We start from the raw sequence: 25587 nt of genomic DNA, 5'->3' as shown, positions 1-25587 counted from the left end.
CCCGGCCGGAGGCTGGGGGGGAGGGTGGATGTTCTGGACGCTGCGGGATATTTGTGCGCAGGGACGGGATGAGCAGGTGCGGGAAACGCGCGTAAATATCCCAGTCCAGGACGTTCAGCCCCGCAAGGCCCCGCACCCGGCCCCCACGAAACGCGCGCCGGGGTGACTGACTTCACAGGGCTGGGGGCACCCCCGGCCGAAGGTTGGGGGAGGGCGGGCGGGGAAAAACCAACCGCGCGCACCCGCAGGTACGCTGGGACGGTTTCGTGGACCGCCCCCCGCCCCCAACCCGTCACCCGGAGACCGTGACTACCACCGCCCCGCACAGTGCCAGCACCTCGCACCACCTCTCGCCCGCCTTCCCCGGCCGCGCCCCCTGGGGCACGGCCGGCAAGCTGCGCGCGTGGCAGCAGGGCGCGCTCGACCGGTACATCGCGACGCAGCCGCGCGACTTCCTGGCGGTCGCGACCCCGGGCGCCGGCAAGACGACCTTCGCGCTCACCCTGGCCTCGTACCTGCTCCACAACCACCTGGTGCAGCAGATCACCGTGGTCGCGCCCACCGAGCACCTGAAGAAGCAGTGGGCGGAGGCCGCCGCGCGGATAGGCATCAAGCTGGACCCGGAGTACAGCGCGGGCCCGGTGGGGCGGGACTACCACGGGGTGGCGGTCACCTACGCGGGCGTCGGCGTACGCCCGATGCTGCACCGCAACCGCTGCGAGCAGCGCAAGACCCTGGTGATCCTGGACGAGATCCACCACGCCGGCGACAGCAAGTCGTGGGGCGAGGCGTGCCAGGAGGCCTTCGAGCCGGCGACCCGCCGTCTGGCGCTGACCGGGACGCCGTTCCGGTCGGACACCAATCCCATCCCGTTCGTGACGTACGAGGAGGGCAACGACGGCATCCGCCGTTCGTCCGCCGACTACACCTACGGCTACGGGAACGCGCTCGCGGACGGTGTCGTCCGTCCTGTGATCTTCCTCTCCTACAGCGGCAACATGCGCTGGCGGACGAAGGCCGGCGACGAGATCGCCGCGCGGCTGGGCGAGCCGATGACGAAGGACGCGATCGGGCAGGCCTGGCGCACCGCGCTGGCCCCGACGGGCGACTGGATCCCCAATGTGCTGCGGGCGGCGGACGTGCGGCTCACGGAGGTCCGCAAGTCGATCCCGGACGCGGGGGCGCTGGTGATCGCCACCGACCAGGAGTCGGCGCGGGCGTACGCCAAGCTGATCCGGGAGATCACCGGCCACAGGGCGACCCTCGTGCTCTCCGACGACTCGGGCGCCTCCTCCCGCATCGAGGAGTTCAGCGCGAGCGAGGACCGCTGGATGGTGGCCGTCCGCATGGTGTCGGAGGGCGTCGACGTGCCGCGCCTGGCGGTGGGCGTGTACGCCACGACGATTTCCACGCCGCTGTTCTTCGCGCAGGCCGTGGGCCGTTTCGTGCGGTCGCGGCGGCGCGGTGAGACCGCCTCGGTGTTCGTGCCGACCATCCCGATGCTGCTCGACTTCGCCAACGAGATGGAGGTCGAGCGCGACCACGTCCTCGACAAGCCGAAGAAGGACGGCGAGGAGGACCCGTACGCGGAGTCCGAGAAGGAACTCGCCGAGGCGGAGAAGGAACAGGACGAGGACACCGGCGAGCAGGACATGCTGCCCTTCGAGGCACTGGAGTCGGACGCGGTGTTCGACCGGGTGCTGTACGACGGTGCCGAGTTCGGCATGCAGGCGCATCCGGGCAGCGAGGAGGAACAGGACTACCTGGGCATTCCCGGCCTGCTCGAACCCGACCAGGTGCAGATGCTGCTGCAGCGGCGTCAGGCGCGGCAGATCGCGCACAGCCGCAAGAAGCCGGACTCCGAGGCGGATCTGCTGGAACTGCCCGCCGAGCGGCGGCCGGTGGTCAGCCACAAGGAGATGCTGGAGCTCCGCAAGCGGCTCAACACCCTTGTGGCCGCGTACAACCACCAGAGCGGCAAGCCCCACGGGGTGATCCACAACGAGCTGCGCCGGGTGTGCGGCGGGCCGCCGAGCGCGGAGGCGACGGCGGGGCAGCTCAACGAGCGCATCAAGAAGGTCCAGGAGTGGGCCACCCGGATGCGCTGACCGGCGGACCGCGGTGCCGTGTCAGGCGGCCTGACGTGTCGTCAGCCGCGCTGTGAATCTTACGGCGTGATGGCCTGTTGGGTGGAAAATTTACGTTTCGTGAGCGGGCATGCCCGGTTGCATGACCGGATTGTGGACGGAGTCTTCCGCTGAGCGGTACGCATCGCTACCGTTCCGCTCACGCAACGCGCCGTGGCAACGCAGCCTCGGGGCGCAGCCGGTAGCGCCAGACCGACCGGTGGCTTCTCCGCGCTCTGCCGCGGGACCGGCAGTGCTTCCTGCCGTGAGAGAAGTGCCACCACTCACGAGAAGGGGGCGTCGTGACCGCGGAGACGTCTCAGACGCTCGACCGGGGCCTGCGGGTCCTGAAGTTGCTGGCCGACACCGACCACGGGCTCACCGTCACGGAGCTCGCCACGAAGCTGGGTGTCAACCGCACGGTCGTGTACCGCCTGCTGGCGACCTTGGAGCAGCACTCCCTGGTCCGTCGCGACCTCGGCGGCCGCGCCAGGGTCGGTCTCGGCGTCCTGCGCCTGGCCCACCAGGTGCACCCGCTGCTGCGCGAGGCCGCGCTCCCCGCGCTGCGCTCCCTGGCGGAGGACATCGGCGCCACCGCCCACCTCACCCTCGTCGACGGCACCGAGGCGCTGGCCGTGGCGGTCGTCGAGCCCAGCTGGACCGACTACCACGTCGCCTACCGCACCGGGTTCCGGCACTCCCTCGACCGCGGCGCCGCGGGCCGCGCGATCCTCGCCGGGCGCAGCACGCAGCCGTACGAACCCGACCCCCGCTGCGCCGAGGGGCCCGGCTACGTGCTCACCCACGGCGAGCTGGAGGCCGGCGCGAGCGGCGCGGCGGCCCCGCTGGTGGGCGTGCCCGGCATAGAGGGGAGCGTCGGGGTGGTCATGCTGGCCGACTCGGTGCCCGAGCGGGTCGGGCCGCGGGTCGTGGAGGCGGCGGTGGAGGTCGCCGACGCCCTGCGCTAGACGCCCTCGCGGGAGAGGCCCGTGGCACGTCCCACCCGGCGCGGTGAACTACATTCACCCCATGTCCTTCGCCACCGCCCGCAGCCGGACCCTCGCCGTGTGCGCGGCCCTCGTCGTCGCCCTGCTGGCGGTCGCCGCGTTCGCGCCGCTGCCGATCTCGATCGTCGTGCCCGGGCTGACGGCCGACGTGCTCGGCAGCGACCACGGCAAGCCGGTGATCACCGTCACCGGTACGCCGACGCGTGCCACCTCCGGCCAGCTGCGGATGACGACGATCGCCGCGACCAACCCGGACGCCGTCGTCCGTTTCAGCGATGTGCTGAAGGCGTGGTTCGCCACCGACCAGGCGGCGATGCCGCGGGACGCGGTCTACCCGACCGGCGGCAGCGTCAAGGAGATCGAGAAGCACAACCAGGCGGAGATGACCGAGTCGCAGGACGCCGCGACCACCGCCGCCCTGTCGCACCTCGGGCTGTCACCGTCCAAGGTGAAGGTCGGCCTCCACCTCGCGGACGTCGGCGGGCCGAGCGCCGGGCTGATGTTCAGCCTCGGCATCATCGACAAGATCAACGGCAACGGCCGCGGCGGCGACCTCACCGGGGGCCGGCGGATCGCCGGTACGGGCACGATCACCCCGGACGGCGCGGTCGGCGCGGTCGGCGGCGTCCCGCTCAAGGAGCAGGCCGCCCGCCGCGACGGGGCGACCGTCTTCCTCGTCCCCAAGGGCGAGTGCTCCGACGCCAGGGCCGAACTCCCCAAGGGCCTGCGCCTGGTGCCGGTGACCACGCTCGACGGCGCGATCGACGCCCTCGAGGCGCTCGGCAGCGGCGGCAGGGTCCCCAGCTGCTGAGGCGTGTTCCACGTGTGGCCGCGCTACGCGCGCTTGGCGTCCATCGTCCGCCAGGAGGGGAAGACCAGCGGGCACAGCGTCGCCGCGAGGTAGACCGCGGCCATGGCGAGCAGCGCCGCCGGCAGCCCCAGGCCGTCCACCAGGTAGCCCGCGGCCAGGCCGCCCACCGGTGTGGTGAGCAGCACCCCGGCGCTCAGGGTGCCGAGGGTACGGCTGCGCAGCTCGTCCGGGACGTGCTCGAAGAGCACCGTCGACAGGATCGGGTTGAGCGCCCCCGCCGCCAGGCCGCCGACGAACATCGTCACGGCCAGGGCGCCCCACCCGGGCACCCAGGCGGCGACCAGGAACCGCGGCGCACCGCAGAGCAGGAAGCACACCGTGTAGACCGGCCACCGCGGCAGCCGGTGCCCCAGCGCGCCGTACGCCAGTGCCCCGGCGAGCGCTCCCGCACCGAAGAGGCCTGAGAGCAGGCCGAGTTGCACCGAGCCGCCCAGCTCCCGTTCGGCGTGCACGGGCAGCAGCACCGAACTCCACCCCACGTCCAGGCCGTTGGTGACCATGATCATCAACGTGATGGCGAGCAGCAGCCGGCTCCGGACGAGGAAGGTGTACCCCTCGCGCAGTTCGGCCCGGTACGTGCGCAGGGAGACCGGCGCCGCGCCGGTGACCGCTTCCGCCCCGGCCAGTCCGCGGATGCCGAAGGCGATCAGCAGCGCGGAGACTCCAAAGGTCGCCGCGTCCACCAGCAGCACCGCCTCCGCGCCCAGGACGGCGATGAGCACCCCGCCCAGTGAGGCGCCCAGCATGCGCGCTCCGCGCGAGGCGCCGTCGAAGTAGCCCGCGGCGCGCCCCAGAGGTGTTCCGGCGCGCTCGGCCAGGACGGGCAGCAGCACTTCGCGGGCGGTCTCGCCGGGGGCGTGGAAGAGCCCGCTGACCGCCATGAGCGCGCACAACTGCCAGAACCGCAGGACGCCCGCGAAGTGCAGCAGCGGGATGGCCGCCACGGCGATCCCGCACACCGCGTCCGAGACCACCGACGCCCTGCGCCGCCCGAAACGGTCGATGACCGGTCCGCCGCCGATCGCGGCGATCACGATCGGCAGCGTCCCGCAGAAGGCCGCCAGCCCGGCGCGGGCGGCGCTGCCGGTGGTCTGCAGCACGAACCACGGCACCGCCAGCACCGTGAGCGAATTGCCGCTGATCGACACGACGTTGGCTGCCAGGACCAGCCGCAGCGGGCGCCGGTCGGGCGGTGGCCCGGGTCCGTCGGTCAGGGTGGAGCCGTCGGATATGCCGGTTCCTGTGGCCATGCTTCTTCCCCCGTGTGGTCGGTGCGGCCGGGCGGCCGGCCGGGCGGTCAGTCCGTGGTGCGCGGGATGACGTGCAGATGGACCCGGACGGGCTCGGCCGCGGGATCCTCCGGGACCGGGTCGCGGTAGCTCTCCAGCACGGCGTGCAGTTCGGTCCGCAAGGCGCGGGCGCGGGCGGGTGTGAGCCGCAGGCTGAAGTCGCTGAGGTCGAAGCTGCCGTGCCACTCCTGCGACCAGTCGTCCATCGTCGTGAGCCAGGAGTCGAGCTCCGCGGCGTGGTGAAGGGCGACCTCCCGGGCGAACAGGCCGATGGCGCCGCGGACTTCGGGGTCCGGGTGGGAGAGGAACGTCCCGGCGTCGAAGCGGGTGCCGCGGTGCGCGGACCGCCACCACCGCTCGCGGGCCGTGCCGCGTCCCGGGTCGTCCTCGACGAAGCCGTACGCGGCCAGTTGGCGCAGGTGGTAGCTGGTGGCGCCGCTGGACTCGCCGAGCCGGGCGGCGAGCCCGGACGCGGTGGCGGGCCCGTGCTCGCGCAGCGCGGCGAGCAGCCGGATGCGCAGCGGGTGCGCCAGCCCGCGCAGGGTGCGCGGGTCGAGGCTGACCAGGCCGTCGCCGTCGTTGTCGGCAGCCGAGTCGTCTGCGGCGTCCGCGGGGGAGGGGGTGTCCGTCACGGCGTCACCGTACCCATTGCAAAGACACCTTTGCAATGCTTTCTTTGCACCCCGCCTATCCCTCCGTGATGAAGCCCTCCTCGACCAGCCAGTCCTTCGCCACCTGACGCGGGTCCTCGCCCTGCACGTCCACCTTCGCGTTCAGTTCCCGCCCCACGGCCGTGGTCAGCTTCCGCGAGATCGGGTCCAGCAGCTCCCGGATCGCCGGCCAGCGCTTGAGGGCCTTGCTGTTGATGACGGGGGCGGCGTCGTAGTTGGGGAAGAAGTGCTTGTCGTCCTCCATGACCTCCAGGTGCAGGGAGGCGATCCGGCCGTCCGTCGTGTAGACCTCGCCGAGCAGGCAGGAACCCCGCTTCGGGATCTGCGTGTAGATGACCCCGGTGTCCATCTTCCGGATGTTGGAGGCGGGCACCTCCATGCCGTACGCCTTCACCATCCCGGGCAGTCCGTCGTCGCGGGAGGCGAACTCGTTCTCCACGCACAAGGTGACGGCCGAGGGGTTCTTGCGGGAGAGGGCGGCGACGTCGGAGAGGGTCCGCAGTCCGTAGGGGCGGTTCTTGGCCCGGGTGGTGGCCAGCGCATAGGTGTTGTCGAGGGTGGACGGCGGCAGCCAGGTGATGCCGTTCGCGAGGTCGGCGTCGTGGACGGCCCGCCACTGCGCCTGCGGGTCGGCGATCGGCTTGTCGTTGCCGAGGTAGGTGATCCACGCGGTGCCGGTGTACTCGTACATGGCGTCCGCGTCGCCGGAGCGGACGGCCTCGCGGGCCCCGATCGAGCCCTGGATGTTCGTCCGGTCCAGCACGTCGGCGCCCGCGGCCTTGAAGACCAGCCCGATCATCGAGCCGAGGATGATCTGCTCGCTGAAGCTCTTGGAGGTCACGGTCAGGGACGCCCCCTTCAGCGGCAGGCCCCGGCCGAGGGTGCCGGGACGGACGTCGTCCGCCAGCGGGCTGCCGCTCTTGAGGCCGCAGCCGGGCGCCGTGGCGAGCAGTGCCGCGCACGACGCCAGGGCCACGGCCGTGCGCCGGCGCGTCATGTGCCCTCCAGGCCGCGCGGGCGCATCATCCGCTCGGCGAGCGAGGCCAGCCAGTCCACGAACAGCGCCAGCACCACGGTCAGCACCGAGCCCAGGATCAGCACCGGCATGCGCTGGGTGACGATCCCGGTGGTGATGATGTCGCCCAGACCGCCGCCGCCGACGAAGGTGGCCAGCGTCGCCGTGCCGACGTTGAGCACCAGCGCCGTCCGCACCCCGGCGAGGATCAGCGGTACGGCCAGCGGCAGTTCGACCCGCGACAGCGTGCCCAGCGCCGACATCCCGATGCCGCGCGAGGCCTCGACGAGGGTCGGGTCGATCGCCCGCAGACCCGCCATGGTGTTGGACAGCACCGGCAGCACCGCGTAGACCACCATGCCCACCAGGGCGGTGCGCGGCCCGATGCCGAGCCAGATCACCAGCAGCGCCAGCATCCCGATGGCGGGGGTCGCCTGCCCGATGTTGGCGACCGCGGTCACGACGGGCGCGGCGGCCCGCAGCCCCCGCCGGGTCAGCGCGGTGCCCAGCGGGATCGCGATGACCAGTACCCAGAAGGTGGAGTAGGCCGTGAGCTTCACGTGCTGCCACAGGCGCACCTGGACGGTGTCGCCGGCCAGGGCGTTCTCGGCGATGGAGTCGAGGTGGACGGTGCTGATCCAGACGTAGGTGGCCACGAGCACCGCGGCCAGCACGGCGGGGGTGACGACGAGTTGGCGCCAGGTCGGCCGCCGCCCGGGCGGGGCGCCGGACGCGGGGGGCGGTTCGTCCTCGGGGGGCCCGGCGGCGGCCGGGGCGCCCGGGAGGCCCGGGGCGCCGGGAAGGCCCGGGGAGTCCCCGCGGCCCGTCACGCCCGCGCTCCCGGCTCGTGGTCGGCGCCCTCCTGCTCCGCCCGGGTCAGCGGGGCGCGCAACTCCTCCAGGTCGTGCCGGTGCTCCAGCGCCGCCAGCCGGTCGGCCTCCAGCATCTCGTGGACGGAGTTGAGCAGGGTCTCCATGTCCACCACGCCGGTGAACTCCCCGCGCCGGCCGGTGACCGCGACCCGTCCGCTGCTGTCGGTGAGCACCGCCTCCAGGGCGTCCCGCAGCGTCGCGTCCCGGGTGACCGTGTCGCCGACGAGCGTCCCGGCCCGGGCGAGGGAGCCCTTGGCCCGCATGAGGTCGCCGCGGCGCAGCCACTTGTAGGGGCGGCCCTTGCCGTCCAGCAGGAGCAGTTCGTTGGTCAGGCTGGACGCCCGCAGCCGGTCGAAGATCGACTGCAGCGGGTCGTCCACGCTGACCGTGGGGAAGTCGGCGACACCCACGTCGCGCACCCGGGTGAGGTTGAGCCGTTTCAGGGCGGCGCCCGCGCCGACGAAGCCGGAGACGAAGTCGTCGGCCGGGTTGGTCAGGATCGCCTCGGGGGTGTCGAACTGGGCGATGTGCGAACGCTCGCGCAGCACCGCGATCCGGTCGCCGAGCTTGATGGCCTCGTCGAAGTCGTGGGTGACGAAGACGATGGTCTTGTGCAGTTCGTGCTGGAGCCGGATCAGCTCGTCCTGGAGGTGGTCGCGGGTGATCGGGTCGACCGCGCCGAAGGGCTCGTCCATCAGCAGCACCGGCGGGTCGGCGGCCAGCGCCCGGGCCACGCCCACCCGCTGCTGCTGGCCGCCCGAGAGCTGGCGGGGGTAGCGGCCGCGGAACTCGCGCGGGTCCAGGCCCACCAGGTCCAGCATCTCCGCGACCCGGTCCCGCACCCGGGCCCTGGACCAGCCGACCATCCGGGGGACGAGCGCGATGTTCTCCGCGACCGTCATGTGCGGGAAGAGCCCGGAGGACTGGATCGCGTAGCCGATCTTGCGGCGCAGTCTCACCGGGTCCATGTCGGTGACGTCCTCGCCTCCGATGCGGATGCGCCCGGAGGTCGGCTCGATCAGCCGGTTGATCATCTTCAGGGTGGTGGACTTGCCGCAGCCGGACGGCCCGACGAAGATCACCGTCTCGCCCGCCTTGATCTCCATGGAGACGCTGTCCACGGCCGGTTCCGCGCTGCCCGGGTAGCGCTTGGTCAGCTGCTCCAGTTCGATGGTCGCGCCCGCCGCCTCAGCCACGGATCCCCCTCGGGATGGTCAGCCGCCCGATCAGCGCGTAGGCGGCGTCGAAGAGCAGCGCGAGGACGACGATGCCGATGGTTCCGGCCAGCACCTGGTTGAGGGCGTTGGCACTGCCGAGCGAGGCGATGCCGCGGAAGATCTCGTTGCCGAGGCCGGGCCCCGAGGCGTACGCGGCGATCGCGGCGATGCCCATCAGCATCTGGGTCGCCACCCGGATGCCGGTCAGGATCGGCGGCCACGCCAGCGGCAGCTCCACCCGGGCCAGCGCCGCCGGTCGTGACATGCCGATCCCGCGGGCGGCGTCCACCAGAGCCGGGTCGACCCCGCGCAGGCCCACGATCGTGTTGCGGACCACCGGCAGCAAGCCGTACAGCGTCAGCGCGGTGACCGTCGGGGGGACACCGAGGCCCAGCCAGGGGATCAGCAGACCGATCAGCGCCAGGGAGGGGATGGTGAGGATCGTCGCGGTGGAGGTGACGGCCAGGCCCGCGGTCCAGCCGCGGCGGTAGCTGAGCACGCCCACCGCGACGCCGATGGCGGTGGCCAGCACCATGCACTGGAAGACCAGACTGGCCTGCTGGTAGGCGTCGATCAGCAGTTGCTCGTGGCGGCTGGTGAGGTACTCCCAGAAGGTCATCCGGCCTCACCACCTGCCTGCCCTCGCCCGCCACCGGCGGCGGCGGTTACGGTTCCGCGTCCCGGGCCGCCTGCTCGACCAGCGGAATGATCCGCAGCGGGACCGGATTCTCCATGACGATCGCCGTGGCGGCCCGCACGATGCCATCAAAGCCCACAACCCGGTCGATCACACGTTGGAGATCGGCGTTGGACCGGGCCACCAGGCGGCAGAGCATGTCCCCCTGGCCGGTCGTGGTGTGCAGCTCCAGCACCTCCGGCACGGCCCTCAAGTGCGCACGCACATCCGGCCCTTGGCCCTGCTTGATCTCCAGCGTCGCGAACGCCGTCACCGGGTAGCCGAGCGCCGCCGGGTCCACCTGGGGGCCGAAGCCCCGGATCACCCCATTGGCCTGAAGCCGGTCCAGCCGCGCCTGCACGGTGCCGCGCGCGACGCCGAGCCGCCGGGAGGCTTCCAGCACGCCGATCCGCGGCTCCTGCGCGAGGAGCGCGATCAGCCGTCCGTCCAGTCCGTCGATGCCCACGGTCCGCCCGCCGCCCCTTCGTGATCGCCGCTGTGGCAGTGGTCACTGTGTGCAGAATGCCGCCCGGTATGCCCAGTCGGCTGTACAGATTGTCCACTGCTTCAGAGAACTATTGCGCACCTTGGCGCCCGGGGCGAGGCTGGCGCCATGACTGAGACTCTCGATCACGCTCCCGGCACCGCAGGCGACGCCGACCCGTTCCCGGTGAAGGGGATGGACGCGGTCGTCTTCGCGGTGGGCAACGCCAAGCAGGCGGCGCACTACTACTCGACCGCCTTCGGCATGAAGCGCGTCGCCTACTCCGGACCGGAGAACGGCAGCCGCGAGATCGCGTCGTACGTGCTGGAGTCCGGCAGCGCCCGCTTCGTCTTCACCTCCGTCGTCCGGGCCGCCACCGACCACGGCCGCTTCCTGGAGCAGCACGTGGCCGCCCACGGCGACGGTGTCGTGGACCTGGCCCTGGAGGTGCCCGACGTCCGCGCCGCGTACGACTACGCCCTCGCGCACGGCGCGACCGGGCTGGAGGCGCCGCACGAGGTCTCGGACGAGTACGGCACGGTCGTCCTGGCCGCCATCGCCACCTACGGCGAGACCCGCCACACGCTCGTGGAGCGCGGCGCCTACAAGGGCCCGTACCTGCCCGGCTTTATCGCCGCGGAGCCGATCGTGGAGCCCCCGGCCAAGCGCTTCTTCCAGGCGATCGACCACTGCGTCGGCAATGTCGAGCTCGGAAAGATGAACGACTGGGTCACCTTCTACAACCGCGTCATGGGCTTCACGAACATGAAGGAGTTCGTCGGCGACGACATCGCCACCGAGTACTCCGCCCTGATGTCCAAGGTCGTGGCGGACGGCACGCTGAAGGTGAAGTTCCCCATCAACGAGCCCGCGATCGCGAAGAAGAAGTCGCAGATCGACGAGTACCTGGAGTTCTACGGCGGACCCGGCGTGCAGCACATCGCGCTGGCCACCAACGACATCGTCGCGAGCGTGCGCGCCATGCGCGCGGCCGGTGTCGAGTTCCTGGACACGCCCGACTCCTACTACGACACCCTCGGGGAGTGGGTCGGCGACACCCGCGTGCCGATCGACACCCTGCGGGAGCTGAAGATCCTCGCGGACCGGGACGAAGACGGCTACTTGCTGCAGATCTTCACCAAGCCCGTCCAGGATCGCCCGACGGTCTTCTTCGAAATGATCGAGCGACACGGTTCGATGGGCTTCGGCAAGGGCAACTTCAAGGCCCTCTTCGAAGCGATCGAGCGCGAGCAGGAGCGTCGCGGCAACCTCTGATCCCTTCGCCGTGAATTCCGGCGCCGGACCGCGCCCCCGCGGGGGAGGGCGTGGGCCGGCGCCGGCCGCGTTCCGCCCGGCCACGGCCGGGGCGCCGCCCGCCCGCGATCCCGCCGGCCGGCGTCCTTCCGCGCCGCCCCCGGCGGTGCGAGGCTGTGTGCATGGGTGATCTCATCGAACGGCTGCGCGCCGGGCTTCCCGCCGAGGCGATCCTCACCGACCCCGACGTCACCGCCTCCTACGCCAACGACATGGCGAGCTTCTGCCCGGCCGGTGCACCGGCCGTCGTCGTGCTGCCGCGCACCGTGGAGGAGGTCCGGCACGTCATGCGGACCGCCACCGCGCTGCGGGTGCCTGTGGTGCCGCAGGGCGCCCGCACGGGCCTGTCGGGCGCGGCCAACGCCTCCGAGGGCTGCGTGGTGCTGTCGCTCACCAGGATGGACCGGGTCCTGGAGATCGACCCCGTCGACCGGGTCGCCGTCGTCGAGCCCGGCGTCGTCAACGCTGCCCTGTCCAAGGCCGTCGCCCAACACGGGCTGTACTACCCGCCCGACCCCTCCAGTTGGGAGCAGTGCACCATCGGCGGCAACATCGGCACCGGCTCCGGCGGTCTGTGCTGCGTGAAGTACGGCGTCACCGCCGAGTACGTGCTCGGGCTGGAGGTGGTGCTGGCCGACGGGCGCCTGATGCGCACCGGGCGCCGTACCGCCAAGGGCGTCGCGGGCTACGACCTGACCCGGCTGTTCGTCGGCTCCGAGGGCAGCCTCGGCATCGTCGTCCGCGCGATCCTGGCGCTCAAGCCGGCCCCGCCCGCCCAGCTCGCGATGGTCGCCGAGTTCCCCTCCGCGGAGGCGGCCTGCGCCGCGGTGTGCGACATCATGGCCGGCGGCCACGTGCCGTCGCTGCTGGAACTCATGGACGGCACCACGGTGCGCGCCGTGAACGCCATGACGGCCATGGGCCTGCCCGAGTCGACCGAAGCGCTGCTGCTGGCCGCCTTCGACACCCCCGACCCGGCCGCCGACCTCACCGCGGTGGGGGAGCTGTGCCTGGCCGCGGGCGCCACCCAGGTCGTCCCCGCCGAGGACGCCATCGAGTCCGAAATGCTGCTGCAGGCACGGCGGATGGCACTGCCCGCCCTGGAGCGGGTCTCCACGGCCACGATGATCGACGACGTCTGCGTCCCGCGCGGCCGGCTGGCCGCCATGCTCGTCGGGGTCGCCGCCATCGCCGCCAAGCACGAACTGACCATCGGTGTCTGCGCCCACGCCGGCGACGGCAACACCCACCCCGTCGTCTGCTTCGACGCCGCCGACCCCGAGGAGTCCCGGCGGGCCCGGGAGTCCTTCGACGAGATCATGGCGCTCGGTCTGGAACTCGGCGGCACCATCACCGGCGAGCACGGCGTGGGCGTGCTGAAGAAGGAGTGGCTGGCCCGCGAACTCGGCCCGGTGGGCGTGGAGATGCAGCGCGGCATCAAGGCGGTCTTCGACCCGCTCGGCATCCTCAACCCGGGCAAGCTGTTCTGAGCCGGCGCGCCGGGCGCCCCCAGGGCGCGGCCTAGGCGTCCGGCGACTCGTCCAGCCCCGACCACGGGTCGCGCAGCCACAGGTCGTCGCGCGGCTCACCGGCCGTGCCGGCGGTCGGGGCCAGCAACTCGTCCAGGCGCTCGTCCATGGCCAGGTGGTCCAGCTCCGTCCCCGGCGGCACCACGCGCAACGTCCGCTCCAGCCACGCCGCCACCGGCATGGACGCCGCCTCCAGCAGCGCGTTCCCGTCCGGCGAGCTCAGCGCCATGCAGATGACGCTGCGCCCGTCGGTCTTGGTCGGCCAGATCCGCACGTCCCCGTGGCCGCAGGGCCGGAACACCCCCTCGACGAGCAACTCCCGGGCGAAGGTCCAGTTCACCGGGGACTGCGACCCGATGTGGAAGGCGATGTGCACGGCGAAGGGGTCCTCGACCCGGTACACCAGCCGGGCCGGCACGGCGATGCTGCGCTCCGGCGACAGCACCAGGTTCATCTCCAGTTCCCGTTCCACCACGGTCTGCATGGCGTCGTCGTCCTTTCCTCGGCACAAGGCCCCTTGCGGTACTGCGCGGCGAGGTGCAGCGCGGGGCCCGCACCGGGAGAGAGCGCATCCGGCACTCACCATTACGCGGCTTCCCATGATCGGGAGGACTTTTCCCGAAGCTCCGGCGACAGATGCATGCATGCGATAGACACCTGGTTCTCCGGCCGCGGCACGGCTCCTGCGGGACGACGGCTCCCCCCGTTCCCCTGAGCGGCTGTCAGGCGGGAAGCGTAGCCGGTCCGGTGCGATGAAATGCCCTGGAATGCCGATCCCGGGCCGGGCCTCGTTTCTCTCTTCCGGGGGGTCGGTTCTTCGTTAATGTCCTCCTTGGGACGCCCGAGGCGGCGGACCGGTCGAGCGCGCGGTCGTGATGGGACGTGATGGGAGTTGTCACCGATGACCTCCGGAATCAGCGGCGGGGGTGTGCCCGGCCCCGGGTACTACCCGGACCCGTCCATCCCGGGTTACATCCGGTACTGGAACGGTTCCGCGTGGGTCCCCGGCACGAGCCGTCCGGCGCCCCAGCCCGGTGAGGACCTCGCACCGCCCACGGGCGCCCCGTTGGCGGTGCCCGGCCCGGCGGTGGCCGCCGCCCCTCCGGCGCCCGTGACGCCCGCCCCGCCCGCGCCGCCGGTGCGCCGCACTCCGGCGGTGGACGAGTCGGGCCCGATGTTCCTCGACGAGGACCCGCAGGCGCCCGCCGCCGAACGCGGCCCGGCCGCCTCGGAGTGGGCGGCCGACCCGGCCCGGCAGGAGCCGTCCCCGCGGGTGTCGTGGGGCGCACAGGAGCACGGGGGCGCGCCCCGGGCTGCCGCGTCCGCCCCTGCCCCTGCCCCCGCTGCTGCCGGCCCCACACCCACCTCCGTGTCCGCCCCTGCTCCCGCGCCCGCCCCTGCTCCGGCACCCGCCCCGGCGGCTTCGCCGGTTCCCGCGCCGCCGCCGGCCCCCGGGCCCGCCCCCGCCCCGGCCATCTCCTCCGCGCCGACCGCCGGCGCCCCCGTGGCGCGGAACGCGAACCCCGTCCCGTGGGCCCAGCAGGTGCAGGAACTGGCCCGCCAGGGGCAGCCCCACGTGCCCGCGCAGAGCGGGACCGCAGGCAACGGCGGCGACGCCGCGGGCACGCCCGGCACGCGCGCGCCGTGGCGGGCCGCCGCAGAAGACCCGTTCGCCGCGGCGCAGGAACAGGCCCGCCCCGGGCCGCTCGGCAAGCGGCTGGTCGCCCGCGTCGTCGACTCGCTGCTGATGGCCGCGATCGTCGGCGCGGCCGCCGTGCCGCTGGGCAGCGCCGCGTACGAGCACGTCCAGGACAAGATGGATGCCGCCCGGCTGGGCGGCCGGACGGTCACCGTGTGGCTGATCGACGGCACGACGGGCGCGCAGCTCGGCATCCTCCTCGGTGTCGTGCTCGTCGCCGGTCTGCTGTACGAGGTGCTGCCGACCGCCAAGTGGGGCCGCACGCTGGGCAAGAAGCTGCTCGGCCTGCGCGTGCTCGACGTCGAGACCCAGTACGAACCGGGCTTCTGGCAGGCACTGCGGCGCTGGCTCACGCACACCGTGCTGGACGCCCTGGTGATCGGCTTCCTCGGCCTGCTGTGGTGCGTCTTCGACCGCCCGTGGCGCCAGTGCTGGCACGACAAGGCGGCGCGCACCTTCGTGGCCGGGGACCGCTGACACCCGACGGCTGACACCGGGCACCCGACACCCGAACGGACCACGCCGGAGGCGTCCCCACGGCGTCCGGGTTTCACTCGGGGCATGAGCACCGACCGGCCCGAGGACCCGTTCGCGAAGCCTCCCGAGGAGCCGCGGCAGCCCTCCCAGCCGCCGCCGTCCGGGTCTCCGCCCGCCGGCGGGGGCCCGTACGACCAGCCGCCCCCGGTCTACCCCGGCAGCCCGCAGGGCGGTCCGTACGACAGCCCCTACGGCGGTGCGCCCGCGCCCGATCCGCTGGCCGGGATGCCGCCGCTGGCGCACCGGGGCCGCCGGCTGCTCGCCCGCATCGTCGACGGCCTGATCATCGGCATCCCGATCTACGCCATCACCTGGGCCTTCTGGGGCGGCTACGACTACAACAGCGGCGTGGGGCAGAGCTTCGCCGAGGGCGTGATCTACGCCGTGGTCTACCTCGTCTACCAGGTCCTGATGCTCACCCGCTACGGGCAGAGCCTGGGCAAGAAGCTGCTCAAGGTGCGGGTCGGCATGCTGGCCGACGGCGCCAACCCCTCGACCCCGGCGGCGCTCAAGCGGGAGGCGGTCTACTCCCTGGTGCCGATCATCCCGTGCTGCGGCTCGATCTTCTGGATCATCGAGGTGCTGTGGTGCACGTGGGACAAGCCCTACCGGCAGTGCCTTCACGACAAAGCCGGGCAAACCGTTGTCGTCTCCGCGGGCTGACGCCCCGCCGTGACGATCGTCGCAGGGCCGTGACGTAATGCCACTATGCGGGGTCATGCCCGGCTGATTTACTCACTCTATGAGTTCGAATCAACCGCCCGGTTACGGTTACCCGCAGGGCGGCTCGGGGGGTCAGGATCCGTACGGCCAGAATCCGTACGGCCAGCAGCCTCACCCTCAGGGCCAGAACCCCTATGACCAGCAGCAGCCGCCGCCGTTCCCGCAGCAGCCCGGGTCGCCCCACGGCTACCCGCAGGCTCCGCCCGCCGGTTACGGCCAGATGCCCGTGGACCCGGCCCTGGCGGGCATGCCGCCGCTGGCCGACAGCGGGCAGCGCTTCCTCGCCCGGCTGATCGACTTCGGCATGTTCTTCGTGGCGCTGATCATCCTCCTGGTGGTGACGGGCACGTCGGTCACGGACACCGGCGCCTTCCTCGTCATCGAACTGCTCGTTTTCGGCGGCCAGTTCGTCTACGAGGCCCTGATGCTGCAGTCCACCGGCCAGACCATCGGCAAGAAGGTCATGAAGATCCGCGTCGCGAAGCTCGCCGACGGCAGCCCTCCCGGCTCCGCGGCCTGGGGCCGTGCGGCGGTGTACTCCTTCATCGGCGTGGTGCCCTGCGTGGGCGTCATCCTCTCGCTGCTGAACGTGCTGTGGCACCTGTGGGACAAGCCGTACCGCCAGTGCTGGCACGACAAGGCGGCCAAGACCGTCGTCGTCAAGGTCTGACCGGCGGCAGGACTCGCACGACGGCCCCGGAGCGAAGGCTCCGGGGCCGTTGTCGTGCCGGGACGTGCGGCGAAGCGCTCAGTGGTGCAACGAGTGCTCCTCGACACGGGGTTCGGTGGCGCTGCGCACCCGGGGACGCGGGACCGGGGTGGCGGTCTGCGCACCGCGGGCGCGGCGGCCGGCGGCCGGGATGGGCACCGTGACGGCGACCAGGACGCCGAGCAGCAACCCGGCGGCCGCGATGACCGCGACGCCGGTGCCCGAACGTGCCTCGGACAGCAGCAGCATCGCCAGGGTCGAGAGCACCACGGTCGCCGAACCGTAGGAGATCTGGGCGGGGGTGGGACGCGGCATGGCAGATCCGTCCTTGTGTACGTCGAGGGTGTCGAAGCGTCGGCCAGGGCGGTCTTTCGGATGGTTCACACGTGGCACGCCATCCACCGACTCTACGTTTCGGGATGCCCGGACGGAACGTCCGGTAAGCGTGACCTAACCCACGGTGCGGAAGCACGGGGGGCGCAAGGGGTCGCATCGCGATCTCCGCAAGGCCCAACGATCGCTGTCGTCCGGCCGCTTGGGCATGCCGCTTCGTCCGCTATGCGCAACGGACCGGTCGCTCACCGTACTTGGCGGTCATGAGCAAGTCAAGATCTGTCTTTTCTCACGTCACTCCGGTGCAATGGCCTCACCCTAGGGAGGTCAAATCACAGTGATAAGCCACCGACGGACGATCAGATCCGCCGCTCTGGCCGTGGCGATCGCCGCAATAGGTGCCACCGCCTTCCCCGTCGCGGCAGCCCAGGCCGACTCGCAGGCCCGCAGCGTCGTGCGCAAGGACCCGGCTCGGTCGGAGCGTGTCGCCCACGACCTGAAGGGCCCGCTGAGCGAGCGTCAGGCGTCCCAGCGCCAGCAGGCGATCGAGCAGGTCATATCCGGCAAGTCCAAGGTCGAGGACCGCGGTGCCTCGGGCGTGGTGAAGCTCGGCAAGAAGAAGTACGTCGAGCTCAAGCGCGAGAAGACCGACAAGATCTTCGTGATCCTCGCCGAGTTCGGCGACAAGACCGACCCCGCTTACGGCGGCACGACCGGTCCCGCGCACAACACGATAGCCAAGCCCGACCGTCGCAAGGACAACAGCACGGCGTGGCAGGCGGACTACAACCGCCAGCACTTCCAGGACCTGTACTTCTCGCACTCCTCCTCCAAGGAGTCGATGGCGAAGTACTACGAGAAGCAGTCCTCCGGTCGCTACTCGGTCGCCGGCGAGGTCGCCGACTGGGTCAAGGTCGACTGGAACGAGGCCCGTTACGGCAGCAACAAGTGCGACACCTGCACCTGGAACCTCGTCGCCGACGCGGTGAACAAGTGGGTCGACGCGCGCAAGGCCGCCGGTGACTCCGCCGCCACGATCAAGGCGAAGCTGGCCGAGTACGACCAGTGGGACCGCTACGACTACGACGGCGACGGCAACTTCAACGAGCCCGACGGCTACATCGACCACTTCCAGATCGTGCACGCCGGCGAGGACGAGTCCGCCGGCGGCGGCGCCCAGGGCGAGGACGCGATCTGGGCGCACCGCTGGTACGCCTTCGGCACCGACGCGGGCGCGACCGGTCCGGCCGGCAACCTGCTCGGCGGCACCCAGATCGGCGACACCGGCGTGTGGGTCGGCGACTACACCGTGCAGCCCGAGAACGGCGGCCTCGGCGTCTTCGCCCACGAGTTCGGCCACGACCTCGGTCTGCCGGACCACTACGACACCACCAACACCGCCGAGAACTCCACCGGCTTCTGGACCCTGATGTCCTCCGGTTCCTGGCTCGGCACCGGCAAGGACGCCATCGGCGACCTGCCCGGCGACATGACGGCCTGGGACAAGCTCCAGCTGGGCTGGCTGAACTACGCCACCGCCAAGGCCGGCACGAAGTCGACCACCACCCTCGGTGTCTCGGAGTACAACACCAAGGACAAGCAGGGCCTGGTCGTCACGCTCCCCAAGAAGACCGTGGTCACGCAGCTGGCGACCCCGGCCGAGGGCAGCAAGCAGTGGTGGAGCGGCAGCGGTGACAACCTGAGCAACACCCTCACCCGCGACGTCGACCTCACCGGCAAGTCCTCCGCGAGCCTGGCCCTCAAGGGCTGGTACGACATCGAGGAGAACTACGACTACCTCTACACCGAGGTGTCCACCGACGGCGGCGCCACCTGGACCGCGATCGACGGCACCATCGGCGGCGCCCCGCTCCCGCGCGACGCCAGCGGCAAGCCGGCCCTGACCGGCACCGCGGCCACCTACCAGGACATGGCCTTCCCGCTGGACGCCTACGCGGGCCAGTCGGTCAAGCTCCGCTTCCGCTACCAGAGCGACGGTGGCGTGGCCCAGAAGGGCTTCCTGGCCGACGCGATCACGCTGACCGCCGACGGCGCGACCGTGTTCAGCGACGGCGCCGAGAACGGCGACAACGGCTGGACCGCCGACGGCTTCACCGCCAAGGGCTCCACGTTCTCCTCGGAGTACCCGCAGTACTACATCGCCGAGAACCGGCAGTACGTCTCGTACGACAAGACCCTCAAGGTCGGCCCCTACAACTTCGGCTGGGCCGCTCCCAAGGACAACTGGGTCGAGCACTACGCGTACCAGAACGGCCTGCTGGTCTGGCTGTGGGACACCTCGATGAACGACAACAACGTCAGCGCGCACCCGGGCGCGGGCAAGATCCTCCCGATCGACGCCCACCCCAAGCCGCTGCTGTGGAAGGACGGCACGCTGCAGCGCAACCGCGTGCAGGCCTACGACTCCACGTTCACGACGTCCCGCACCGACGCCATCACCCTGCACAAGAACGGCGTCGCCACCCGGATCCCGAGCCAGGCCGGGAACCCGGTCTTCGACGACAAGAACACCTACTGGTCCTCCGCGAACCCGACGGGCGGTGTGAAGGTGTCCCCCACCAACACCCGCATCTCGATCGTGCACGAGGCCAGGGACGGCAGCACTATCACGATCAAGGTCGGCCCGTCCCACAAGTGATCACGCATCGCTCGAAATGACCTGATCGGCCCCCGTCCCCTGGTGGACGGGGGCCGATCCGCAGATCATGTGCTCATGGCCAGTGGCGGGTTCACCAGGCTCCCGAGCGGCGACGTCATCGTCGCCCTCCGGCTCCCCTCGCCCGGTGGCACCCCGGACGACCACATACGGGTGATCGTCGTCTCCGCGAACCGGCAGCGCGCCCTGACCCGGTTGCGCAACCTGGGCTTCCGCACCGCCCGCCTGGCGGGCAACCTCGAGCCGCCCACCGGCGACGAGATCAACGCCGTCCTGCACCACCCCGACGGCCTGGTCTGGCGGCGCATCCCGGCCGCCCCCGCCGAAGCCTGGCAGTCCATCGCGGCCCTGCTGGGCCCGACCGCCCGGCGCCCCGCCGCACACTGACCCGCGGGATCTACGCCGCGCCCACGACCGGCTTGCCGGTCAGCTCCGCGCCGGCGGCCCGCAGCTCGTCCGTCGCCCGGTCCGTCGTCTCCCGCATCACCCCGGCCGTCAGGTCCAGCAGCACCCGGGTGCGCAGGCCCGCGCGGACCGCGTCCAGCGCGGTCGCCCGGACGCAGTGGTCGGTGGCGATGCCCACCACGTCGACCTCGCTGACCCCGTGCCCGCTCAGCCACTGCGCCAGGCCGGTGCCGTTCTCGTCGGTGCCCTCGAAACCGCTGTACGCGCCCGAGTAGTGGCCCTTGTCGAAGACCGCGTCCACCGCGCCGGAGGCGACCGCCGGGGCGAAGTTGGGGTGGAAGCCCACGCCCTCGGTACCGGCCACGCAGTGCACCGGCCAGGTGTGGATGTAGTCCGGCCGCTCCGAGAAGTGGTCGCCGGGTTCGATGTGGTGGTCGCGGGTCGCCACGACGTACCGGTAGCCGGCCGTGCCGTCCCCGATCAGGTCGGTGATCGCGGCGGCCACAGCGGCGCCGCCGGCGACGGCCAGGCTGCCGCCCTCGCAGAAATCGTTCTGCACGTCCACGACGATCAGTGCCCGGTGCATCAGGGATCCGTCCTTCCGTTGCTCGCGGTCCATCGACTGTACGGAGTGCGCCCTCTTCGCGGCAGGGCGCCTCAGTAGGTGACGTACTCCGTGGGCAGTGTCGGCTCGCCGCGGGAGAGCTGGGTGGCCGACAGCGGCAGGCCGGCGCGCGCCTCCACGTGCCGGGTGCGCGCGGCCTCCAGCGGCTCGCGGGCGACGACCTCGCCGCCGGTCACCAGCGGCACCAGCAGCTGCCGGTCGGCCAGCACCGCCGGCACCGGCCCGGTCCCGACGACCTCGGCCTCCGCGACGCCGTCGGCGTCCAGCCGGCGCGCCGCCCACTTGCGGCCGCCGACGCTGGTCTTGCCGCCCATCGACTTCTTGGCGACCGGCACCAGCGGGGCGTCCGGGGCGTCGGAGGCGGCGCGGGCGACCAGCTTGTAGACCATCGAGCAGGTCGGGTGGCCGCTGCCGGTGACCACGGAGGTGCCCACGCCGTACGCGTCCACCGGAGCCGCCGCCAGCGAGGCGATCGCGTACTCGTCCAGGTCGGAGGTGACCACGATCCGGGTGTCCTTGGCGCCGAGGTCGTCCAGTTGCTGCCGCACCCGGTGGGCGAGCAGCAGCAGGTCGCCGGAGTCGATGCGCACCGCGCCGAGCTCAGGGCCGGCGATCTCGACGGCCGCGCGGACCGCCTCGGCCACGTCGTAGGTGTCGACCAGCAAGGTGGTGCCGCGGCCCAGCGACTCCACCTGGGCGGTGAAGGCGTCCCGCTCGTTGTCGTGGAGCAGGGTGAAGGCGTGCGCACTGGTGCCGATGGTGGGCAGGCCGTACCGGAAGCCGGCGGCCAGGTTGCTCGACGACACGAAACCGCCGACGTAGGCGGCGCGGGAGGCGGCCACCGCCGCCAGTTCGTGCGCCCGGCGGGCGCCCATCTCCATCAGCGGGCGGCCGCCGGCGGCCACGGCCATCCGGGAGGCGGCGGCGGCGATGGCGCTGTCGTGGTTGAGGATCGACAGCACCACGGTCTCCAGCAGCACCGCCTCGGCGAAGGTGCCCTCCACCCGCAGGATCGGCGAGCCGGGGAAGTACACCTCGCCCTCGGGGTAGCCGAGGACGTCGCCGCGGAAGCGGTAGTCCGCCAGCCACCTCAAGGTGGCGGCGTCCACGACCCGCTCGCGCTCCAGGTAGCCGAGGATGCCGTCGTCGAAGCGGAAGTTCTCCACCGCGTCGAGCAGGCGCCCGGTGCCGCCGACGACCCCGTAGCGCCGCCCCTCGGGCAGCCGGCGGGTGAACACCTCGAACACCGAACGGCGGTCGGCCGCGCCGCTGCGCAGCGCGGCCTGCAGCATGGTCAGCTCGTACCGGTCGGTGAAGAGCGCGGTGGAGGGGACGGCCACGGGCAGCCCCAGGTCTGCAGAGCTCATGGCCAGGATGCTACCCCCAACTCTCGTCAGAGTGACGATTTCTCGGAGGCCGGTTTCCCTGCGGGCGGGATCTGGTGACAGCATGGGTGCCGTGAGTGTCGCCCCCGCAGAGATCGAACGGACCGAGTCGAGCGAGGCCCCCTTCGAGGCGCCGTCCCCGGACGTTCCCTGGGTGACCGTCGTCCACAACGACCCGGTCAATCTGATGAGCTACGTGACCTACGTCTTCCAGGCGTACTTCGGCTATCCGAAGGACAAGGCCACCAAGCTGATGCTCGACGTCCACCACAAGGGGCGGGCCGTGGTCTCCAGCGGCACCCGCGAGGAGATGGAACGTGACGTGCAGGCGATGCACGGGTACGGGCTGTGGGCCACGCTCACCCAGGACCGCTGAGCACCGCACGGCGCGGTGGCACCGCCCCGCGGAGCACCGCACGCAGACAACCACCACCATCGAGCACCACCGCCGAGCACCATGAGGACGGCTGAGACACACATGCCCGGGTACTTCGAGTCCACGCCCGGTGGCACCGCCGCCGTCGCACTCGACGAGGTCGAGATCTCCATCCTGCGCAACCTGGCCGTTCAGCTCCTGGAGCTGATCGGGCCCGGCGACGGCGACGGCGGTACCGACGACGGCGGTCCGGCCGACCCCTTCGCCGGACTCTTCGAGGACGGCCCGACCAAGCCCCCGCGGGACCCGGCCCTGGCCCGGCTGTTCCCCGACGCGTACGAGGAGACGGCCGACTCCGCGGAATTCCGCCGCTTCACCGAGAACGACCTGCGCGCCCGCAAGCGCGGCGACGCCCTCGCGGTGGTCCGCAGCCTCGACGCGCTCGACCCGGGCCGGCGCGGGGGAGCGGTGCTGACCCTGGCCGAGGCCGGGGCGCTGCAGTGGCTCGGAACCCTCAACGACCTGCGGCTGACCCTGGGGTCCCGGCTGGAGGTCACCGACGACGAGGAGAACGAGCTCTACCACCTCCCCGACTCCGACGAGCGCAAGCCGCTCGTCCTGGCCTACCTGTGGCTGGGCGGTCTGCAGGAGAGCCTGGTGGCCACCCTCCAGGTGTGACCGGGGAGCCCGCGGATGTGACCGGGGAGCCCGCCGAGCGGGCTCCGCTCGCCCCGCGGCCGTCCGCCGTACCCCCGCCGCACCCCTCGCCGTCCGCTCAGAGGACGCTCAAATCCGGATAACGATCGCGACACCGCGACCGGCCGCATTCCCATTCGGCGCACCTTTTGTCCGCCTCCGCCTGTGGCGTGTGACACATTTGCGCTGCGTGCCCGACGCCCGCCCCGTGATACGAATCCTCGACCACCGGCCGTGACACCACCCACGTCGCGGTCGGTCGCGTGGCCGGTCGACCCCGGCGTGCACCTCCAACCATCCGGGGGGATCGGAGCCCGTTCCGAGCCGTACACGGCCGGCCGGGCATGGAGAAAGGCACAGCAGACATGACCTCGACGCAGGTCGAGCACGAGTCCGGCAGCGGGGCCGAGGGAACCGCGACCGCGGAGGGCTACAAGCGGGCGCTGAACGCCCGCCAGGTCCAGATGATCGCCATCGGCGGCGCCATCGGCACCGGCCTCTTCTACGGCTCCAGCACCGGCATCGCGAACATCGGACCCAGCCTGATCGCCTGCTACGCCGCAGCCGGCGTGGTGATCTTCTTTATCATGCGGGCCCTCGGCGAACTCCTGACCTACCGCCCCACCTCCGGCAGCTTCGCCGACTACGCCCGCGAGTTCTTCGGGCCGTTCGCGGGCTTCGCCACCGGCTGGTCGTACTGGGCGCTGTGGGTCACCGCCTGCATGTCCGAGGTCACGGCCGCGGGCGCGTACCTCAACTTCTGGTGGCCCGCGATCCCGGTCTGGTCCACCGCGGCCGTCGCGCTGGTGGTGCTCTTCGTCGCGAACCTGGTCTCGGTCAAGCTCTTCGGCGAGCTGGAGTTCTGGTTCTCCACCATCAAGGTCACCGCCATCATCGCCATGATCGTCATCGGCGTCGGCGTGCTGACCTTCGGCTTCTCCGCGGCCGGCGACACCGCCTCGGTCACCCACCTGTGGGCCGACGGCGGCTTCGCGCCCCACGGCGCCTGGCAGGCCATGCTCGCCATGCAGGGCGTCATCTTCGCCTACCTCGGCGTCGAACTGGTCGGCATCACCGCCGGTGAGGCCGAGAACCCCAAGCAGACCCTGCGCAAGGCGATCAACACCCTCCCGGTCCGCATCGGCATCTTCTACGTCGGCGCGCTGATCGTCCTGCTGTCGGTCTTCTCCTGGACCAAGTACACCCCCGGCGTCAGCCCGTTCGTCCAGGTCTTCGCCCAGGTCGGCATCCCCGGCGCGGCCGGGATCATGAACTTCGTGGTCCTCACCGCCGCCCTGTCCTCGTGCAACTCCGGCATCTACTCCACCGGCCGCATGCTGCGCGGCCTGGCCGTCAACGGTGAGGCACCCCGGACCATGGGCAACCTCAGCGGCCGGCGCCTGCCGCTGCCCGCGCTCGTCGGGTCCACCCTGGTCATGGGCATCGGCGTGATCGTCAACGTGGTCTCGCCGGGCAAGGCCTTCCTCTACATCACCTCGGTCGCCACCTGCGCGGGACTGTGGACCTGGATCATGATCCTGGCCGCGCACCTGCGGTACCGGGCCAGGGTCCGCACCGGGCTGCTGCCCGCCTCCGACTTCCGGATGCCGGGCGCGCCCGTCACCAACTGGCTGGCCATCGCGGCCCTGGTGCTGGTCGTCGTCCTCATGGCGATCAACGCCGACACCCGGCTCGGCCTGTACGTGTGGCTCGTGTGGTCGGCCGTACTCGCCGTCGGCTACCAGGCCGCCAAGCGGCGCAACCGCACCGACGCGCCGCTGGCCCTCGCCCAGGAGTAGCCGCCCGCGGCCCGGTTCGGGGCCGGCGTCCGCGCAGAGGCCTCCGTACCCCCGTACGGGGGCCTCTGCTTATCCTGACGACCATGCTGACCCTCACCCGTGCCCTGCACGACGCGCTCGTCGCCCACGCCCGTGCCGACCACCCCGACGAGGCGTGCGGCGTGATCGCGGGACCGGCCGGCAGCGGCCGGCCCGAGCGGCACATTCCGATGCTCAACGCGGCCCGCTCGCCCACGTTCTACGAGTTCGACTCCGGGGACCTCCTCAAGCTCTACCGCGACCTGGACGACCGCGACGAGGAGCCGGTGGTCATCTACCACTCGCACACCGCCACCGAGGCCTACCCCTCGCGCACCGACATCTCCTACGCCAACGAACCCGGCGCGCACTACGTGCTGGTCTCCACCGCCGACACCGACGACGCCGGGCCCTTCCAGTTCCGTTCCTTCCGGATCGTGGACGGCGAGGTCACCGAGGAACCCGTCGAGATCGTCGACGCCTACATCTGAGACAGCGCGGTCCGCATCATGGGACGACCGTCTCTGACGGCAG

25 protein-coding genes are annotated in these 25587 nt (G+C 71.7%); 14 read left to right on the top strand and 11 right to left on the bottom strand.

Going from position 1 to position 25587, the window contains the following annotated elements; translation table 11 throughout:
• Positions 1-305: 305 nt before the first annotated feature.
• The 3 genes from PV364_RS33895 (at position 306) to PV364_RS33885 (ending at position 3944) form a co-directional block, all read left to right on the top strand.
• Positions 306-2108 (top strand): DEAD/DEAH box helicase, encoded by a 1803-nt coding sequence (locus PV364_RS33895; protein ID WP_319664481.1) that lies wholly within the window; start codon positions 306-308, stop codon positions 2106-2108.
• 320 nt (positions 2109-2428) lie between these two features.
• Positions 2429-3094 (top strand): IclR family transcriptional regulator, encoded by a 666-nt coding sequence (locus PV364_RS33890; RefSeq protein WP_319664479.1) that lies wholly within the window; start codon positions 2429-2431, stop codon positions 3092-3094.
• Positions 3095-3155: 61 nt separating this feature from the next.
• Positions 3156-3944: a S16 family serine protease gene (locus PV364_RS33885; protein WP_319664478.1), complete on the top strand. Its 789-nt coding sequence runs from the start codon at positions 3156-3158 to the stop codon at positions 3942-3944.
• A 23-nt stretch (positions 3945-3967) separates the two neighbouring features.
• Here PV364_RS33885 and PV364_RS33880 read toward each other — a convergent pair whose 3' ends face one another.
• The 7 genes from PV364_RS33880 to PV364_RS33850 are packed head-to-tail and all read right to left on the bottom strand — an operon-like array spanning position 3968 to position 10210.
• On the bottom strand, positions 3968-5254 hold the full coding sequence (locus PV364_RS33880) for an MFS transporter (protein ID WP_319664477.1): 1287 nt from the start codon (positions 5252-5254) through the stop codon (positions 3968-3970).
• A gap of 47 nt (positions 5255-5301) precedes the next feature.
• Complete coding sequence (locus PV364_RS33875) at positions 5302-5925, bottom strand: ArsR/SmtB family transcription factor (protein ID WP_401979521.1); 624 nt, start codon at positions 5923-5925, stop codon at positions 5302-5304.
• A 55-nt stretch (positions 5926-5980) separates the two neighbouring features.
• The gene (locus tag PV364_RS33870) at positions 5981-6961 is read right to left on the bottom strand and encodes a glycine betaine ABC transporter substrate-binding protein (RefSeq protein WP_319664476.1); all 981 of its coding nucleotides are present in this window, start codon (positions 6959-6961) and stop codon (positions 5981-5983) included.
• Complete coding sequence (locus PV364_RS33865; protein WP_319664474.1) at positions 6958-7809, bottom strand: ABC transporter permease; 852 nt, start codon at positions 7807-7809, stop codon at positions 6958-6960. Before PV364_RS33865 ends, PV364_RS33870 begins: the two co-directional genes overlap by 4 nt.
• Positions 7806-9047 carry a betaine/proline/choline family ABC transporter ATP-binding protein gene (locus PV364_RS33860; protein ID WP_319664472.1) on the bottom strand — a complete coding sequence of 414 codons (1242 nt, stop codon included), beginning with the start codon at positions 9045-9047 and terminating at the stop codon, positions 7806-7808. Before PV364_RS33860 ends, PV364_RS33865 begins: the two co-directional genes overlap by 4 nt.
• Positions 9040-9687 (bottom strand): ABC transporter permease, encoded by a 648-nt coding sequence (locus PV364_RS33855; RefSeq protein ID WP_319664471.1) that lies wholly within the window; start codon positions 9685-9687, stop codon positions 9040-9042. Before PV364_RS33855 ends, PV364_RS33860 begins: the two co-directional genes overlap by 8 nt.
• A 46-nt stretch (positions 9688-9733) precedes the next feature.
• Positions 9734-10210 carry an Lrp/AsnC family transcriptional regulator gene (locus PV364_RS33850; RefSeq protein WP_319664470.1) on the bottom strand — a complete coding sequence of 159 codons (477 nt, stop codon included), beginning with the start codon at positions 10208-10210 and terminating at the stop codon, positions 9734-9736.
• 147 nt (positions 10211-10357) lie between these two features.
• Here PV364_RS33850 and hppD point away from each other — a divergent pair, with 147 nt between their 5' ends.
• Positions 10358-11503 (top strand): 4-hydroxyphenylpyruvate dioxygenase, encoded by a 1146-nt coding sequence (hppD, locus tag PV364_RS33845; protein WP_319664468.1) that lies wholly within the window; start codon positions 10358-10360, stop codon positions 11501-11503.
• A 161-nt stretch (positions 11504-11664) separates the two neighbouring features.
• Positions 11665-13032, top strand: coding sequence for an FAD-binding oxidoreductase (locus tag PV364_RS33840; protein WP_319664467.1), 1368 nt, complete (start codon positions 11665-11667; stop codon positions 13030-13032).
• A gap of 31 nt (positions 13033-13063) precedes the next feature.
• Here the strand turns inward: PV364_RS33840 and PV364_RS33835 are convergent, their stop codons facing one another.
• Positions 13064-13555, bottom strand: a complete 492-nt coding sequence (locus PV364_RS33835; protein WP_319664466.1) for an SsgA family sporulation/cell division regulator — start codon at positions 13553-13555, stop codon at positions 13064-13066.
• 417 nt (positions 13556-13972) lie between these two features.
• Here PV364_RS33835 and PV364_RS33830 point away from each other — a divergent pair, with 417 nt between their 5' ends.
• The 3 genes from PV364_RS33830 to PV364_RS33820 all read left to right on the top strand — a co-directional run bounded on the left by PV364_RS33830 (position 13973) and on the right by PV364_RS33820 (position 16700).
• The gene (locus tag PV364_RS33830; protein WP_319664465.1) at positions 13973-15247 is read left to right on the top strand and encodes an RDD family protein; all 1275 of its coding nucleotides are present in this window, start codon (positions 13973-13975) and stop codon (positions 15245-15247) included.
• An 84-nt stretch (positions 15248-15331) separates the two neighbouring features.
• Positions 15332-15970, top strand: a complete 639-nt coding sequence (locus PV364_RS33825; protein ID WP_319664463.1) for an RDD family protein — start codon at positions 15332-15334, stop codon at positions 15968-15970.
• A gap of 79 nt (positions 15971-16049) precedes the next feature.
• Positions 16050-16700, top strand: a complete 651-nt coding sequence (locus tag PV364_RS33820; protein WP_319664462.1) for an RDD family protein — start codon at positions 16050-16052, stop codon at positions 16698-16700.
• A gap of 78 nt (positions 16701-16778) precedes the next feature.
• On the opposite strand, the gene PV364_RS33815 is transcribed toward PV364_RS33820, so the two are convergent.
• On the bottom strand, positions 16779-17054 hold the full coding sequence (locus tag PV364_RS33815) for a hypothetical protein (RefSeq protein WP_319664461.1): 276 nt from the start codon (positions 17052-17054) through the stop codon (positions 16779-16781).
• Positions 17055-17409: 355 nt separating this feature from the next.
• Here PV364_RS33815 and PV364_RS33810 point away from each other — a divergent pair, with 355 nt between their 5' ends.
• Complete coding sequence (locus PV364_RS33810) at positions 17410-19731, top strand: immune inhibitor A domain-containing protein (RefSeq protein ID WP_415924637.1); 2322 nt, start codon at positions 17410-17412, stop codon at positions 19729-19731.
• Positions 19732-19806: 75 nt separating this feature from the next.
• The gene (locus PV364_RS33805) at positions 19807-20136 is read left to right on the top strand and encodes a hypothetical protein (RefSeq protein ID WP_319664459.1); all 330 of its coding nucleotides are present in this window, start codon (positions 19807-19809) and stop codon (positions 20134-20136) included.
• Positions 20137-20146: 10 nt separating this feature from the next.
• Here the strand turns inward: PV364_RS33805 and PV364_RS33800 are convergent, their stop codons facing one another.
• Both PV364_RS33800 and PV364_RS33795 read right to left on the bottom strand, forming a co-directional pair.
• Complete coding sequence (locus tag PV364_RS33800; RefSeq protein WP_319664458.1) at positions 20147-20740, bottom strand: isochorismatase family protein; 594 nt, start codon at positions 20738-20740, stop codon at positions 20147-20149.
• A gap of 71 nt (positions 20741-20811) precedes the next feature.
• Positions 20812-22146, bottom strand: coding sequence for a nicotinate phosphoribosyltransferase (locus tag PV364_RS33795; RefSeq protein WP_319664457.1), 1335 nt, complete (start codon positions 22144-22146; stop codon positions 20812-20814).
• 82 nt (positions 22147-22228) lie between these two features.
• Between PV364_RS33795 and clpS the strand changes: the two genes are divergently transcribed.
• The 4 genes from clpS to PV364_RS33775 all read left to right on the top strand — a co-directional run bounded on the left by clpS (position 22229) and on the right by PV364_RS33775 (position 25544).
• A complete protein-coding gene (clpS, locus tag PV364_RS33790; RefSeq protein WP_319664455.1) occupies positions 22229-22540 on the top strand; it encodes an ATP-dependent Clp protease adapter ClpS in 312 nt (103 codons plus the stop codon).
• A 102-nt stretch (positions 22541-22642) separates the two neighbouring features.
• The gene (locus PV364_RS33785) at positions 22643-23218 is read left to right on the top strand and encodes a DUF2017 domain-containing protein (RefSeq protein ID WP_319664454.1); all 576 of its coding nucleotides are present in this window, start codon (positions 22643-22645) and stop codon (positions 23216-23218) included.
• A 383-nt stretch (positions 23219-23601) separates the two neighbouring features.
• Complete coding sequence (locus tag PV364_RS33780) at positions 23602-25035, top strand: amino acid permease (protein WP_319664453.1); 1434 nt, start codon at positions 23602-23604, stop codon at positions 25033-25035.
• A gap of 83 nt (positions 25036-25118) precedes the next feature.
• Positions 25119-25544: a M67 family metallopeptidase gene (locus tag PV364_RS33775; protein ID WP_319664452.1), complete on the top strand. Its 426-nt coding sequence runs from the start codon at positions 25119-25121 to the stop codon at positions 25542-25544.
• Positions 25545-25587 lie beyond the last annotated feature (43 nt).

The sequence above is a fragment of the Streptomyces sp. MI02-7b genome (assembly GCF_033793585.1).
In the GTDB taxonomy this organism is placed as follows: domain Bacteria; phylum Actinomycetota; class Actinomycetes; order Streptomycetales; family Streptomycetaceae; genus Actinacidiphila.
Note: the sequence above shows the minus strand (reverse complement) of the source record. Positions and strands in the feature narration are given on the sequence as shown.